Genomic DNA, 16,897 nt, shown 5'->3' on the forward strand with positions numbered 1-16,897 from the left:
CTGTCGTGGGCGGCGTTCTGGTCGTGGCCCCCGCCAGCTGGTGTACCTGCTCGCGGGATGGGACGAGTTGGGCGTGTGCGGATGCCGCCGATATCGCGCCCGTCCGAAGCGTCGCTACCCGCTCACCGAAGCCGCTCCAACTCGCGCCACCCGCGGGCCGCGGGGGAGTTGATCGGCGGACAGCCAGACGCCGGCTCGGGACAACCCCGCATCTGGAGGGCATCACCTCGACGAGACCGGCCGGCGTGAACAGGTATCGCTGGCCTTTGTGTGTGTGCCCGGTGCGTGCTCCGGCAACGGTGACCGGTCGTGACCGATCTCGACCGATCGTGTCCGTCGCTGAAGACCGCCTGTTCGGGCCGCGCGCGTGTGGGTCGTCGTGTGATCCGCTGGTGGCGGTGCCGGCGTCGATCGCGCCTGCGGCTCCCTGCGGTACGCCGACAGCCGCTGCTAGCTAGTCTGGATCATCGCGCCCCCGTAGCTCAGGGGATAGAGCAACGGTTTCCGCGTGCGGCGTCCGTGCCGCCTTGATCGTCTGCTGCCCAGGCATTCGACACGCCGTACCGGCAGTGCTGAACCGCAGACGATCAAATCGACGGGGCGATTCCGGCCGGCGCCGGCACCGGCCGGCCGGGGGCCGTGACCGGACGGCGGCGGATGATCCATTCCGCGACGACCACGTTGATCAGCCAGGCCGCGGTCATGGTGCCGGTCTTGCCCGACATCGTGAGCGGGCCGGCCACCGCGACCCAGGCCGCCGCGGTGAAGGCCTGCGTGCCCGCGCCCATGCCGATCGCGTAGCCGCGGATCATCCACGCCCGGTGCCGGGCGAAGTCCCGCCGCCGGACCGCGACGAAGCCGAGGACGAGGCAACCGGCCATGGCGACGCTCACCACCACCCGGATGACCGCCAACACGTCACCGTCGATGGCCGCGCGCGGCATGAACAGGGTCAGCCACAGTCCACTCAGCGCGGCGAGCAGTCCACAGGGCACCAGCAGCCGTCCCGCGGCCCGGTGCCAGCCCCGGCGCCGGCGCCGGAAGCCGGGCGCGAACTGGAACGCGCCGAGGATGCCGTACACGGTGACACCGACGATGTGCAGTATCACGGGCACCGGCGCGGAGCCGATCCGTTCGCCGTCCGGCAGCACCTGCCCGCCGCCGGCCAACTCGGTCAGTCGTAGCCCGCCCGCGACCACCGGTACGGCGGCGAGCACGAGCAGGCCGGTGGGGATGAGCCAGTTCGATCTGGCGGAGGAGTTCACGGCTGCCCTTCCCGTTGCCTGATTCTTGTTGCCCGTCGTCGTGCGTCGATACTCCCGGCCGGTGCGCAGGAACTCATCGGAGCGCGGGCCGGATCCGACCCGGCCGATGGAACGGGACGCCAGCCGTACTTTGGGCCAATCCGGTGCCGGCGGGCGCTGCGTACGATCGGTACGTGCGTGAGCTTCTCCGCTCCGTGTGGGGCGCGCCCCGAGCCCCCGACCCGCCCGAGCTGGGCTGGCGGGACTGGGCGCTCGTGGGCGTGGTCGCATCGCTCACGGTCCTCGAGGGACTCCTGCGGCCGGACATCCCGGCGCGCGCCGCCGCGGTGATCATCACGTTGGCGCTGGTGCCGACGTTGTTGTGGCGCCGCGCCCGGCCGCTGCCGATGGTCGCGATCGCCTTCGTCGCCACCGGCGTGACCCCGCTGTTCATCGGCCGCGAACCCGACCTGGTCACCATGGTCTACCTGCTGGCCCTGCCGTACGGGTTGTTCCGTTGGGGTTCCGGTCGGGAGGCGGTGGCCGGCGCGGCGCTCATCGTCGCCAAGAACTTCCTGTCGGCGGCGCTGGGTTACGTCGACCTCACCGAGATGGTCATCGGGTTCGTCGTGCTGTTCGCGACCTTCGCCCTGGCCATCGCGTTCCGGTACCGGGCGATGCTCTGGGCCCGCGGCCTCGACCAGGCCAAACTGCTCGAACGCGAGCGGCTGGCCCGCGACCTGCACGACACCGTGGCCCATCACGTCTCGGCGATGGCGATCCGGGCCCAGGCCGGCATCGCGGTGGCGGCGACCCGGCCGGACGCCGCCGTCGACGCGCTTCGCGTCATCGAGGCCGAGGCGGCGCGCGCCCTCGCCGAGATGCGGACGATGGTGCACACGCTGCGCCGGACCGGACCGGCGGACCTGGCACCCAACCCGGGCATCCCCGACCTCGTATGGCTGGCGAACGGTTCCCAGCCCGGTCCGATCGTCGACGTGGAACTGGCCGGCGACCTCGACGGCATCCCGGCGACCGTCGGCACCGCCGTCTACCGCCTCGCGCAGGAGTCGGTGACCAACGCGCGACGACATGCCCGCCACGCGACCCGCATCGAGGTCCGGGTCGCCGCCGACGCCGGATCCGTACGCCTGCGCGTGACCGACGACGGCGACACCGGTTCGGCCCGCCCCGCCGGACCGGGCGGGTTCGGCATCGTCGGCATGACCGAGCGCGCGAGCCTCCTCGGTGGCACGTGCGAGGCCGGTCCCAACCCCGACCGGGGCTGGACGGTGGCCGTGGTGCTGCCCCGGAGCGCGACGGCCGCATAATCGCCTCATGGCCATCCGCGTGGTCGTCGCCGACGACCAGGAGATCGTCCGTACCGGCTTGACGATGATCCTCGACGCCCAGCCCGGCATCGAGGTCGTGGGCGAGGCCGCCGACGGCGGCCGGGCCGTCGAGCTGGCCCGGCACCTGCGCCCGGACGTGTGCCTCTTCGACATCCGAATGCCCAATGTGGACGGAATCGAGGCGACCCGCCGCCTCGCCGGGCCCGCGGTCGCCGATCCCCTCGCCGTGGTCGTCATCACCACCTTCGACCTCGACGAGTACGTCTACGCCGCGCTGCGCGCCGGCGCGCGCGGGTTCCTGCTCAAGGACTCCGGTACGGCCCTGCTCACCCAGGCCGTGCACGCCGCCGCCGAGGGCGACGCGCTCATCGCCCCGAGCATCACGACCCGACTGCTCACGGCCTTCGTCGACGCGGGACCGGCCGCGCCGCCGAGGCAGCCGGTCGACGCCCTCACCGACCGGGAGGAGCAGGTCCTCGTCGCCGTCGCACGCGGTCGCACCAACGGCGAGATCGCCGACGAGCTGCACATCAGCCTCAGCACCGTCAAGTCCCACATCGCGAGCCTGATGGCCAAGCTCGGCGTCCGTAACCGGGTCGAGATCGCCATCTGGGCGTACGAGACCGACCGGGTCAGGAAGGGGCTCGGGCCGCCGAAGTAGGGTGGCACTCTCGATCAGGTATCGGAGGGCGCCACGTGGCGGTCGGCAGCGCACAGCGACGTGGGGAACGCCTGCCCCGGATCGCCGCGTCGTTCCGTCAGCCGGAGGTCGAGGCGGCGCTGGACCTGCTGGAGCTGGCCGACCTGGCATGGCACGACTGCTACGGGCCGCAGGAGTTGTGCCTCCCGCCGGACGTGCTCGACGACGTACTCGTGCTTGCCGACGGCGATCTCGCGGCGCTGGCACGGATGGCACGCGCGGCGGTCCGCGACCACCGCGACATCCGGGTCGCCGCCGACGAACACCGCGCTCGAAGCCGCTGACAGCCGGCCCGGGCCATCGCCCGGAGCGCCGGGCGTGGGATCGGTAGCATCCGGATCAAGGGGTCGTCGGTTCGAATCCGGCCATCCCTACCGTCTGAGCGGAACCAGGGAGCAGATTGGGAGCAGCGGGTCGCTTCCAACGGCGCTGAACGGCGTCCAACCGGCCTGACCTGCGTGGATCGTCTCCGCCCGACCTGCGGCTGTTTGCGTTTCTCCTGGTCAGAGCGTTGCGGACCGTTCCTTGACACAACTGCGCTCAACGGCTCCGAAAGGACTTCAACGGCTCTCTATCCTGCCTGGCAGGGGCAGGTGCGGGGGAGTGGTCAGTAAGGGGCAGGAGAGCTACTGAACGTTTCCTTGGGAGCAGGATGAGTGCAGGAGTGGCGAATCAGTGTTGGCGGCGAGCGGTTTGGAAGAGGTCTTCGCGCTGGCCGTGGGAAGGGGGTGCTGATCAGGGGCGATGGAGGTTGTGACCTCTTCTCGAAGCCGGAAGTGTGCTCCGGGTTCGGCGGAATACGGAACCCCGTCTCGAGGACTCTCTCGGGGGCGGTTGGAAGGGCTTGTCGCCAGCGCTGTCTAGCAGGGTTGCATCGCTGTGTCGTTGGCTGTGGTGGGAGGTCGGCCTCGTGCTCCATCCGGGGGCCCGGACGTGTCGGCTATCGCAGACCCGATGACTGGGGATAGTTCGGCCGTCCGACCCGCAGTATCGATGAGAGTCGATGAATGTGTGGCGGGGTGGGCCGCACCTTTTGCGATCGTCGCTAGTCAAGGTTGATTGCCCCGCTCCGGCAGGGGCAACTCGGTGCTCTGCGGCGGTGCGTGATCTGTCGAAATCGGATATCGGGCAATAGTTCTTCTGGTGGCATTTGCGCAGGTGCCTGAGAGTGATCATGATGGCTGTCATGGTGGGCGATGTCTAATTTGTGATCACGAATTGTGATCGCTATTTACACACTTCGTGTCGATCTCTATCGTCGCTGCGGAATGTCTTGACCGCGATCACGGGGGTTCTCGGTGCTGGGTCGGCTGTCGTCATGTTGTCCGAAGTGGCCGTTCGGGATGGTGGTCCTGGCCCTTGTTGTTGCTGGTTTGTCGTTGCCGTCGGCTGCTGCGGTCGCGGCGCCGCCGGTCCCGGCGCCCGATGCGTCGGGCCAGTCGCAGTCCTCACTCGACGAGTTGGACGAGGCGTCGGCGATGGCGTTGGCGTACCGGACTCGTCAGCCGGTCGAGGTGACGGCGATGACGTCGGAGATTTCGCGGGTATGGGCATTGCCGGACGGGACGTTTAGGGCGGAGCAGCATCTGGCGCCGGTGCGGGCGCGTGACGCGTCTGGTGACTGGGTCGATGTGGATCTGACGTTGGAGGTCAAGCCGGACGGCAGTGTGGGGCCGAAGGCGCATGCCCATCATCTGCGGTTGTCGGGTGCACGTGGTGTGGAGTCGGATTCGCTGGTGGAGTTGGGCACCGGGGCCGATGCGAGTGAGTTGGGGTGGCGGGGTGTGTTGCCGGCGCCGGTCCTCGATGGGCAGAAGGCGACCTATGCCGAGGTGAAGCCTGGTGTGGATCTGGTGGTCGAGGTCGGTAGGAGCGGTTACGAGTACTACTTCCTGGTGAAGAACGCGGCCGCGGCGGCGAGCATGTCGTCGATCGCGATGCCGTGGCGTACCGGGGACGGGTCGGTGCCGGAGTCGGCATCGGGGGCGGCGTTGCGGTGGCGGACGGCGTCGCAGTCGTCGGTGGTGGTGTCGCAGGCGCGGATGTGGGACGCGCGGGTGGCGCCTGAACTGTCGGACCACGTGTATGCGGCGGCCGTGGATGTGTCGATGGTGCCGAATGGGTCGGATACGGATCTGGTGCTGACGCCGGACGAGTCGTTCTTCGACGATCCACTGGTGGAGTATCCGGTCACGATCGATCCATCGGTCAACCTGAACCCGGCGTTCGACGCGTTCGTGCAGAACACGTACTCCAGCGACGAGTCCAAGGCCAAGGAGTTGAGGCTGGGTTACAGCAACGACGCCCTCCGGGGTTGCGCCAGCCCATGCCGGGCCAGGTCGTTTCTCAGCTTCCACAATCTTGGCGGCTACTGGGGGGCGACGGTGGTGTCGGCAAGCCTGCACCTGTGGCCCACGCATTCGTGGTCGTGCACCAAGGCGGGCTGGGAGGCGTGGCGTACCGACTTCGTGAACCACACGGTGCGGTGGAACAGTTGGCCGGCGTGGCGGGAACTGGACGGCACCTCGGATGAGACCAGGGGCTACTCGTCGGAGTGTGCCTCTCGATACGTCGAGATATCGGTGAGAAAGACGTTCCAGCACAGCTTCAACACTCAGTCCCACACCGCGAACATCGGCCTCAAGGCTACGAACGAGAACCATCACGACGGATGGAAGAAGTTCAACTCGTCGGAGGCGTCGTCGAACACTCCGTACGTGGAGTTGGTGTACAACCGGACCCCGAACGTGCCGACCGGGTTGGCGATCGATTCGTGTTACACGTCGTGTGCCTCGCCGGCTGCGGTGCGGTCGGGTACGCCCCAGATCAGGGCGACGGTCTCCGACCCTGACGGCGGGGTGCTGCGTGCGGAGTACGAGGTGTTCAACAGCGCCGGGACCACGCGTCTGGCGGCGTCCGGTAGCACGGTGACCGGTGTGTCGTCCGGGTCGGCGCGTTGGTGGCGGATCGTGCCGTCGGCGGGTGGGGCGTTGCCGACGGGGACGTACCAGTGGCGGGTGAGGGCCTGCGACAGTTGGACCTGTGGCGCCTACTCGGGCTGGTTCGTGTTCGAGGTGGTTCCTGACGACCTGACCCTGCCGACCGTTTCGGCCACCCCGTACGCGGAGATGTCGGCCGGCACCTGGAACGGCGGGCCTGGGCAGGCGGGCACGTTCACGTTCGGACCGAACGGCGCTTCCAACGTGACGGAGTACGTCTATCAACTCAACGGCGGCAACGCCGTCACCGTCGCGGCGGGAAGCCCGCAGGCGGAGCAGCTTTCGGCCAACCAGCAGCAGGTCTCCACCGGCGTGACCGGCTTCGACCCGGTCAACGTGACCCTGGCCCGCAACACGAGCCTGGGTCACGGCTCCACCGACTCGTTGTCGCTCACCCCACTGGCATCGGGCGGGAACCCCGGCGGTGCGGTCGGTGACACCTACGCTACGGTCGGCGGCGACTACGGCGGCATGCGCGTCGGCATGCAGGCCGGGAAACGGTACGTAATCTCCGGCTGGGTCTACGTTCCCGCCGCGACGGGCCTGAACCCACCCGGAGCGACCGGCGCCAGCCGCGGCCTGCGTCTGGTCGCCTTCTACGGCGTTGGTACGACGTTCACCGAGATCGCCTCCCCGAAAGCTTCCATCACCAACGGATGGCAGCGGCTCTCGGTCGCGATGACCGTCCCGTCGTCGGCGACCGACGCGTTCATCCGCCTGTACAACGGCTTCAACGTCGGCTCCGGCAAGGCCGTGTACTGGGACGACCTGTCGGTCCGTGAGGTCGTCGGCACCACCACGGTCGAGTCGGTCACCCCCACCCGTGACGGCCTCAACGTGCTGTCCGTACAGTCCCGCAACTCCGTCGGAGTGAGTTCGGACCCGAAGATCTACCGGTTCCTGGTCGCTCCGAGCAGCGGTGCCTGGCACTGGCACCTGGACGACAACACTGGAAGTGTCGCGGCCTCGGTTCCCGACACCCGTCCCGCAACGCTGAGCGGTACCGGCGTGTCCTGGACCAGCCCGGGCCGGGTCGGCGCGGGCGCTGTCACCCTCGACGGCACCGGCGAGTTGGCCACCGCGTCGCCGGTGCTGAACACCGCGGCGCCCGCTGGCTTCACGGTCGCGGCCTGGGTCCGGCTCACCGACACCGAGCAGTCCCGTACCGCTGTCTCCCAGGACGGCGTCAACACGTCGATGTTCCGGCTCGGCTTCCGTAACGACCTCGACCTCAACGGCGACAACGAGCCGGACGGCGCCTGGTGCTTCACCTTCGCCGGATCCGACTCGGCCACCGCGACCGAAGCCGCCGCCTGCACCACGGACTACGTCGTCGCCGGCGAATGGGTCAGCCTCGTCGGCATCTACGACCCCGTCGCCGGCCTGGTCAAGATCTATGTCAACGGCCCACCCGACTTCGGCGGCGCCGTCGCGCAGGCCGCCTACAGCGGCGCCTGGTCGGCCACCGGCGAATTCGCCATCGGTCGCGCCTGGAACGGCGCCGCCGCCCAGGGGTGGATCGGTGACCTTGACCACGTCTACGCCGTCCAGTTGGTGTGGGCGGACTGGGACATTGCGCTTCACGCGGCCATGTGAGCGCCTGCCTTGATCTTCGCTGCGGCTCGACCAGTGGGAAGGATTCTCGTGGACGTTGTGGGCAGTAAGCCGCTGTTTACCGCGACGGTGATGCGGCGAGCGGGGCGGGCCAGCCGCCGTGTCGGTGGCGCCGTCGCGGTGGGGGTCGCCGCCACCCTGCTGGTCGGCACACCCAGCTCGGCCGAGCCCGGCTCGCAGTGGCGGGCGCCGGAGGGCAAGGACGTCACAGGTGTGGCCGTGGCCCCTGTCAAACACAAGGTCCGACCGGTGTGGACGGCCGGCGACCGGGAGGTCCGCAAGACACCGCGGGTCGACTGGCCCGCACCCGGCACCGCGACCGTCGATGTTGCCGATCCTGCCCGCGCCCGTGGTGGGAATGCCGTCGGCGCGAAAGCAGGCGACCTGCCGGTGTGGGTCTCCGGGGTGTCGGACCAGGCCGGCCAGCGCGCCCTCGACGGCCCGGCGTCCGCGCCGGTCGGCAAGGTCACGGTCCAGGTCGCGGACCGGGCGAGCGCGGCCCGCGCCGGGGTGCCCGGGGTTGTGCTGCGGATCGGCCGGGCCGACAACGTGCGCGCCGGCGGTGCGGTAACGGTGCGGGTGGACTACAGCAAGTTCGCCAGAGCGTACGGCGGCGCTTGGGCCAGCCGGTTGCGGCTGGTCACCCTTCCCGACGGCACGCCGCTGGACAGCACCAACGACCTGGCGTCGTCAACGGTCTCCGCGGTGGTGCCGCTGTCGGCGACCGGGGCGTCTGCGGTGGCGCTGGCCTCGAGCGCCTCGGGTGACAACGGCGACTACAGCGCCACCAGCCTGTCCGCGGCGGGCAAGTGGCAGGTGTCGCAGCAGACCGGCGACTTCTCCTGGTCCAACACGATCCGGGTCGTGCCCGGTGTCGGCGGGCCGGAACCGACGCTGCAGATGTCGTACTCCTCGGGCTCGGTCGACGGCCGCACCGGTGGCACCAACACCCAGGGTTCCTGGATCGGTGACGGCTGGGAGATGTGGCCCGGCTACATCGAACGCAAGTACAAGCCGTGCGACACGGACAAGACCGCAGTCGGCGGCGTCACCCCGAACAACACCTCCTACCACGGCGGCGACCTGTGCTGGGGTAAACCGGACGGCAACGCCACCATGTCGCTCAACGGCCGGGCCACCGAACTGGTCAAGTCGACGGGCAACACGTGGAAGGGTGTCAGCGACGACGGGTCGAAGGTCGAACTGCTCAAGAACACCTCTTTCGCCAACACCGACGACGACGGCGAGTACTGGAAGATCACCACGATCGACGGCACCCAGTACTTCTTCGGCCGCAACACCAGCCCCGGAGGCTCCAGCGCCTCAACGGCCACCAAGTCGGTGTGGACGGTGCCGGTGTACGGCAACCACCCGAACGAGCCCGGCTACACCGCCGGCAACTTCCCCGGATCGCGCCGCACGCAGGCCTGGCGATGGAACCTCGACCACGTCGTGGACCCGCACGGCAACACCATGACCTACTTCTACGAGCGGGAAACCGGCGCCTATGCCCGCGAGGACGACGTCAACAAACGCACCACCTACGACCGCGGCGGCCACCTGACCCGCGTCGAGTACGGCAACCGGACCGACGCGCCGTCAACCACCCGTGCCGCCGCCCAGGTCCTCTTCGAGACCGAAGACCGCTGCGTCACCAACTGCTGGTCAGGCTCGAACCCGGTCGCCGCGTCGTGGGTCGACACCCCCTGGGACCAGTACTGCGCCGCCGCCCCCTGCACCACCCAGACCGCACCCACATTCTGGACCAGCCAGCGACTCGACACGATCCGCAGCCAGGTCTACTCCGGCAGCGGCGACACCTACAACGACGTCGAGTCTTGGCGCCTGCGCCACACCTACCTGCAGTCCGGTGGAAACGAGGGCGAGCCGATGTGGCTTGCCGGCATCACCCGCACCGGCAAGGTCACCACCGCCGGCGGATCCGAGGTATCCGACCCGGAGACCGTGTTCGACCCCGGCTCCGAGCCGCTCGCCAACCGGGTCGACGGCCCCCACGACGGCCGATCCAACCTGTTCCGCTACCGGATCAACACCATCACCACCGAAGCCGGCGCCCAAATCGCCGTCAGCTACTCGCCCACCGAATGCACCCGCAGCAATCGGCCCACCGAGCACAACAACACCAAACGGTGCTTCCCGCAGTACTACGGGCCGCCCGGTGAGGAACCGACGCTGGACTGGTTCCACAAGTACGTCGTGAACCGGGTCGACGTCTACGACAACACCGGCGGCTTCACCCACGAACAGACCAACTACGACTACCTCGACACCCCGGCCTGGCGCTACGACGACTCCGAACTCGTCGAACCGGAGAAACGCACCTGGGGCGACTACCGCGGCTACAGCCGAGTCCAGGTCCGCACCGGCCTGGAATCCGGAGTTCAGTCCGCCACCGAATACCTCTACCTGCGCGGGATGGACGGCGACAAGCAACCCTCCGGCACCCGCGACGTGTGGATCACCGACTCGCAGGGCACCGGCATCGAGGACCACAACGCCTACTCCGGCATGCTGCGCGAGCAGACGACCCTGCTCGGAGACGACGGACCCTGGATCAGCGGCACCATCTACACCCCGGTGAAGCAGGGCCCGAACGCGACCGCCGGGCCGCTGAACGCCTGGATGGTCAACACCGGCACCACCCGTACCCGCACCAAGCTCGCCGACGGCAGCACCCGCTGGACAAAGAGCGTCACGACCTTCAACAGCGACAACCTGCCCACCCAGACCGACGAGTTCGGCGACGAGGCAACAACCAGCGACGACGTCTGCACCCGGACCTGGTACGCCCGCAACGCCAACAACTGGATGCTCGACAGGGTCAAGCGCACCGAGCGCGTCGGTGTCAACTGCGCCGCCACCCCGGCCCTGCCCGGCGACATGCTCGCCTCGACGCGAAACACCTACGACGACGTCAACAACGACTGGGACACCGACCTGCCCGAGCGGGGCATCGTCGCCAAGGTCGAGAACATCTCGTCCTGGTCCGGCACCACCCCGGTGTGGACGACCAGCGCCCGCACCGAGTACGACGCCAACGGCCGCGCCACCGACGCCTACGACGCCCTCGGCCGGGTCACGTCCACCGAGTTCACCCCGTCGACCAGCGGCCCGGTCACGACCGTCAAGGTCACCAACGCGGCCGGCCACACCGCCACCACGACCATGGTCCCGGCCTGGAAACTGCCCGCGACGATCGTCGGCGAGAACGGGTCCCGCACCGACATGACCTACGACGGCCTCGGCCGGCTACTAAAGGTCTGGGGTCCTGGCCGGGCGAAGGCCACCTACCCCAACGCCCCGAACGCCGAGTTCATCTACCTACCTCACACCACACAGCCCACCGCCGTCATCAGCAAACAGCTCACCCCGTCAGTCAGCCCCACCTACTCCACCTCCATCACCCTCTACGACGGACTGCTACGCGAACGGCAGACCCAGACCCAGGCACCCGGCGGCGGACGAATCATCACCGACACCGTCTACGACTCCCGCGGCCTGGTCGAGTGGGCCTCCGTCCCCTACTACGACAGCAGCGGCACGGCACCAGAACCCATCCTCGTCGGCGGCGTCGGCGCCTCCGTCGTACCCGCACACACCGAGAACGTCTACGACGGCGCAGGCCGGCTCACCAACGCCATCTTCAAGATCGCCCTGACCGAGAAATGGCGCACCGTCACCGCCCACCACGGCGACCGCACAACCGTCACCCCACCCGACGGCGGCACCGCCACCACCACGATCGTCGACGCCCTCGGCCGCACCACCGAACTGCGCCAGTACAAGAACCGCGCTGACGCCGGCAGCACCAACCCCAGCACCTACACCTCGATCAGCTACACCTACAGCCGCCGCGACGAACTGGTCGCCATGACCGACGCCGCCGGCAACACCTGGCGCTACACCTACGACCAACTCGGCCGACAGATCAGCGAGGAAGACCCCGACCAGGGCGTCAACACCACCACCTACGACGCGGCCGGACAACTTGTCACCCGCACCGACGGCCGCAACATCACCCTCGCCTACACCTACGACGCGCTCGGCCGGCCGACAAGCCTGCGCGACGGTTCCACCACTGGCCCCAAACGCGCCGAATGGGTCTACGACACCCTCACCAACGGCATCGGCAAGCTCACCGAATCCATCCGCTACGAACCCGCCGGCTCGACCAACGCCTACACCACCCGCGTCAACGGCTACGACACAGCCGGCCGACCCACCGGCAGCAGCGTCACCATCCCCGCCTCCGAAACCGGCCTATGCGCCGCCGGCACCCTCACCCCCTGCACCTACACGACCAGCGTCACCTACCGGCCCAACGGATCCCCCGCCACCAGCCGCCTACCCGCAGCAGCGGGCCTGCCCAGCGAGAACCTCGCCCACCTCTACAACGACATCGGCCTGGAGAGCAGCCTGATGTCGACGACTCATAGCCTCGTCTACACCGGCGTCACCTACAACAAGCTCGGCCAGGTCATCGAGCAACAACTCGGCGGCAGCAGCACCCCCCTCGTACTCGCCAACGGCTTCGACGAGCGAACCGGCCGCCGCACCACCTCCACCGCCACACCCCACGCCAAGTCGCCGGTTTTCGACTTCGCCTACACCTACGACCACGCCGGCAACCTCACCGAAATCGCCGACACGCCGCTTGGTGGCACCGCCGACACCCAGTGCTACAACTACGACCACCTACGCCGACTCACCAACGCCTGGACCCCGTCCAGCCACGACTGCGACACCACCCGCACCGTCGCCGGACTCGGCGGACCGGCACCCTACTGGCACTCCTACACCTACGACGACACCGGCAACCGACTCACCGAAACCCGCCACGCCACCACCAACACCGTCCACACCTACCAGCATCCCAACCCGGGCGGACCCGCCGGATCGAAACCCCACACCGTCACCAGCATCACCACCACCGGCCCCAACCCGGCAACAAAGACCTACACCTACGACGCCGCCGGCAACACCACCAGCCGACCCGGCCCCACCGGCACTCAAACCCTCACCTGGAACAACGAAGGCAAACTCGACACCGTCACCGAAGGCGCCGACGACACCACCTACCTCTACGACGCCGACGGCAACCGACTCATCCGCCGCGACCCGACCGGCACCACCCTCTACCTACCCGGCGGGACCGAAGTCCGCAAAGACACCACCGCCACGGCAACCGCCACCCGCTACTACAGCGGCGCCGCCGGCACCATCGCCGTCCGCGACAACAGCGGCAACCTGAACTGGCTCGCCGCCGACCACCACGGCACCGCCGAAGCCACCATCGACAAGAACACCCTCAACGCCAGCCGCCGCCGAACCCTGCCCTTCGGCGAAGAACGCGGCACCACCAGCGGCACCTGGCCCACCGTCATGGACAAGGGCTTCGTCGGCGGCACCAAAGACGACACCGGCCTCACCCACATCGGCGCCCGCCACTACGACCCCGCCATCGGCCGCTTCATCTCAGTCGACCCCATCATCGACCACGCCGACCCCCAGCAATGGCACGGCTACGCCTACAGCAACAACAACCCCACTACCTACAGCGACCCCACCGGACTGAAGCACCTCTCCGCGTCGCGCGACGGCGGCGGACCGACGCCAGCACCGAAAGAACCGCCGATCCAGGTCACCGTCTGGCCGAACATCGGCGACACCAACAAAAACAACAAGAACAACAAAACATGGTGGCAGAAGGTCGGAAGCGGGATCTACTCCGGCGTCAAACAATCCACCTACGACCCCTTCGTAGCGGCGGTCAACACCGTCGTCGACGGCTGGACATCAACCATCAACAACGGAAAAGCCGTGCTCGACGGCCGGATGTCCATAACCGACTTCGCCACCGAAGCCGCCGTCACCCTCGGAACCAACTACGTCACGGCACTGATCAGCCCAGTCGTGGCGGTGTACGACGCATACGCCGGACTACTCGGCACCTGGGGACACGTAGCCAACGGCGACTGGGAAGGCGCCGCCGAAAGCTGGACCAAGGGCGCAATAGCCGGCGCCTCACTCGCCGCCGGAGGCCGAGCCGGAATCAAGTCACCCGGCTGCAAGAACAGCTTCCTCCCCACCACACTCGTCCTGATGGCCGACGGAACAACGAAACCAATCGCTGCCCTGGCGGTTGGAGACGAGGTTCTTGCCACGGACCCCGAAACCGGCGTGACGGCCAGCAAGCCAGTCACCGCGCTCATCGTCGGCGATGGCGCCAAGACCCTCGTCAAGGTCATCACTGACTCCGTAGGGACGCAGGATCGAGACGAGATCCTCACCGCGACCGGAGACCACCCCTTCTGGGTGGCAAGCCAAGACGCCTGGCGCGACGCAATCGACCTGCGAGCCGGCGACGAACTACTGACACCCGACGGCGCACGGGTTCGCGTCATAGACATCGTCGCCTACGACAAGATCGCCACCGTACACAACCTCACCGTTGCCGACATCCACACGTACTATGTGATCGCCGGTGACCAGCCGGTGCTGGTCCACAACTGCGGGCCAGTTCCAAACAATCGACCTGGGGATCTGTCGCTAGAGCTGATGGAAGCAGATTTTGCGGGCGTTTCGCCTGTTGCAGCGGGTACTTCTGGCTTCTCGCGCGCAGCCTCGGGAAGCGGGGATTTTCTCTGGACAGTGGGGGAGGGAGGAAACCTGAATATGGTTGCTGCGGGGCGCGGTATCCATCACACGGTAGCTTCGGGTGGTGCTCCTGTTATGGCGGCAGGGCAGATCTCGTTCCGGAACGGTGCGGTGACATCGTTCGACAACATGACGGGCCACTATACTCCGTGTCCTAGCTGTGCTGGCACGTTCATTCAGCGAGGCGTGGACGCCTTTGGTGCGGTAGGTGTGAGGATTCCACTAAGAGCTATTAGAGATTACGGCGGAAGGGCTCCATAGTGGAAACGCGATCAGAGTTGCAGGAACTTCGGGTGATCCCGCTCGACTCGCTCGGTGAGTGGCTGCGCGCTCGGTTCCCCCGACGGGCGTCACCTCAGTGGTGGCAGGCGCTGTTCGAGTCGGTAGAATCGGCCGTTAGCCCGCTGAGGAACGTTGATCGCTCTCAACGGATATCCGACCTAAAGATCAGTGCTGTGGCTGCAATTCTTGCTGTCGAACGCCGCGATATTGATGCATCGTTGGGGGCGTACTGGTTGCTTAGGCTCGCGGCAGCAGCGGTCCGTCTCGACTTGCCGGTTAGTGAGATGCCGGTCGTGCTGACACCTGACGGGTCTGCCGCTTGGGCACTGGATCATGTTCCGTTGCCGCGAGACGAGGCAGTGGCAGCGGCTCAATCCAGGAGAGGGCAGTACTTAGCTGCCGATGAATCTTTCTTCGCTCCTGTCGGGTCTCCCTACGACTCTGTAAGTCAGGAGCCTGATGCTCAAGCGTTGGCACTAAGGGGGGTTGAGAGAATTTTGTCCGCACTGCCATGGATTGCCGATCGCTTGACGAATCCAGAAATTCGTCGGGAAGTCCAGGCTTGGCTCGCGATTGAGGGGCAGTTGTGACGGACGGCTTTCAGTCGAACTCGTGACGGAGAGTAGTGATCGCGCCTCGATGTGCACCGGAGAGGGGTGCGTGGCCAGACCTCCGTCACAGATCCTTCGTGGTGTCTGGCGAGGGTCCCTGAGAGGACGATTCGGAGGATTAGGTCCGTTTTCTGGGCGAGTGTGAATACTCCGGGTTCGTCTTCGGTCAGGGCTTGGCGGTTGACCATGCGTTTCAGCTTCGCGCGGGTGCTTTCACGTGTTTCGGTGAGGGCTCGATGCCGAGTGCGAGGCAGATGGCCTTTGCCTGCATGCCGGTGGGCGGGGTGCCGAGGATGTGCAGGATCTGCTGGTAGGGCCCGTGGCCACTTCCCGACCGAGCAGGCCGCGCTCAAGTGCGTGTACATGGCGTTAATGAGCCTCGACCCCACCGGCGCCGGCCGCCGCAGGTGGGCCATGCGGTGGAAAGCGCCGTTGAACCTGACTTGGCTCACGATCATGGTTCCTGAGCGGGCTCCTGGCGCTGACCAGCGGGTTCTTGGCTCGTCGTCGGCGGATCTGCGCACTAATCCCGGGTCGTAGGGTGGGCTGATGTCCCCGTATGTGCGCACGGTGAGGACCGCGTCAGGCGCGAGGGCGGTGCAGATCGTCTACTCCTCACGGCGTGGGTCGCGGGATATCGAGCACATCGGGTCGGCGCACGACGAGGCCGGGCTGGAGGTCTTGCGGGCGGTCGCCCGGCGGCGTCTGGCCGCGGGCAGGGCGAGCTGGACCTGGGGCTGGAGCGCACTGAGGTCGGCCAGCGCAGCGCGGGTGATCCGTTGCCGATCACGTCGGCGCGGATGGGGCACCTGGGGGACGCTCTCACGCACGCCTATGAGGTGCTCGGGTTCGCGCGGGCGGCAGGTGGGGACGACGTGTTCCGGCAGCTCGTGTTGGCCCGGATCATCGAGCCGACCAGCAAGCTCGACAGCCTACGGGTCCTCGAGGAGACGGGCGTGCGGGCGCCGTCGTACGCGACCATCAAGCGTCGCCTACCCGTGTTCGCGCAGGAGTCGTGGCGACAGCGGCTGGCTGCGGCCTGCGCCACGCACGCTGGTTTGGGCCCGGCCAGCCTGGTGCTCTACGACGTGTCGACGCTGTACTTCGAGACCGATGCCGGCGACGGGTTCCGCGAACCCGGGTTCTCCAAGGAACGGCGCCTGGAACCGCAGATCACGATCGGTCTGCTGACCGACGCGACCGGATTCCCGTTGATGGTCGACGCGTTCGAGGGCAACAAGGCCGAGACGACCACGATGCTGCCGACGATCCGCGCGTTCATGGCCGCCCACCAGCTGCCCGACGTGACGATCGTGGCCGACGCGGGCATGGTGTCAGCGGCGAACCAGAAGGCGATCGAGGAAGCCGGGTTGTCGTTCATTCTCGGCGCCCGGATCCCCGAGGTCCCCTACGTCGT

At 67.7% G+C, this 16,897-nt stretch carries 6 protein-coding genes and 2 pseudogenes; 7 read left to right on the forward strand and 1 reads right to left on the reverse strand.

Translation table 11 applies throughout. The features are described from left to right. Positions 1-587: 587 nt before the first annotated feature. Positions 588-1,265: a DUF2306 domain-containing protein gene (locus AB0I42_RS13535; protein WP_357537135.1), complete on the reverse strand. Its 678-nt coding sequence runs from the start codon at positions 1,263-1,265 to the stop codon at positions 588-590. Positions 1,266-1,438: 173 nt separating this feature from the next. Here AB0I42_RS13535 and AB0I42_RS13540 point away from each other — a divergent pair, with 173 nt between their 5' ends. The 7 genes and pseudogenes from AB0I42_RS13540 to AB0I42_RS13570 all read left to right on the forward strand — a co-directional run. Then, positions 1,439-2,575, forward strand: a complete 1,137-nt coding sequence (locus tag AB0I42_RS13540; protein WP_357537137.1) for a histidine kinase — start codon at positions 1,439-1,441, stop codon at positions 2,573-2,575. A gap of 7 nt (positions 2,576-2,582) precedes the next feature. After that, positions 2,583-3,257 (forward strand): response regulator transcription factor, encoded by a 675-nt coding sequence (locus AB0I42_RS13545; protein WP_357537139.1) that lies wholly within the window; start codon positions 2,583-2,585, stop codon positions 3,255-3,257. Between the two features lie 35 nt (positions 3,258-3,292). After that, a complete protein-coding gene (locus tag AB0I42_RS13550) occupies positions 3,293-3,580 on the forward strand; it encodes a hypothetical protein (protein WP_357537141.1) in 288 nt (95 codons plus the stop codon). Positions 3,581-4,594: 1,014 nt separating this feature from the next. Further along, positions 4,595-7,891, forward strand: coding sequence for a DNRLRE domain-containing protein (locus tag AB0I42_RS13555; RefSeq protein WP_357537143.1), 3,297 nt, complete (start codon positions 4,595-4,597; stop codon positions 7,889-7,891). Between the two features lie 90 nt (positions 7,892-7,981). After that, positions 7,982-14,848 carry a polymorphic toxin-type HINT domain-containing protein gene (locus AB0I42_RS13560; protein WP_357537146.1) on the forward strand — a complete coding sequence of 2,289 codons (6,867 nt, stop codon included), beginning with the start codon at positions 7,982-7,984 and terminating at the stop codon, positions 14,846-14,848. A gap of 938 nt (positions 14,849-15,786) precedes the next feature. Further along, positions 15,787-16,020 (forward strand): annotated as a pseudogene (locus AB0I42_RS13565) (hypothetical protein); the annotation flags it as partial. Positions 16,021-16,077: 57 nt separating this feature from the next. After that, positions 16,078-16,897 (forward strand): annotated as a pseudogene (locus AB0I42_RS13570) (IS1634 family transposase); the annotation flags it as partial.

Source organism: Polymorphospora sp. NPDC050346, from assembly GCF_040655695.1.
Lineage (GTDB): Bacteria > Actinomycetota > Actinomycetes > Mycobacteriales > Micromonosporaceae > Polymorphospora > Polymorphospora lycopeni.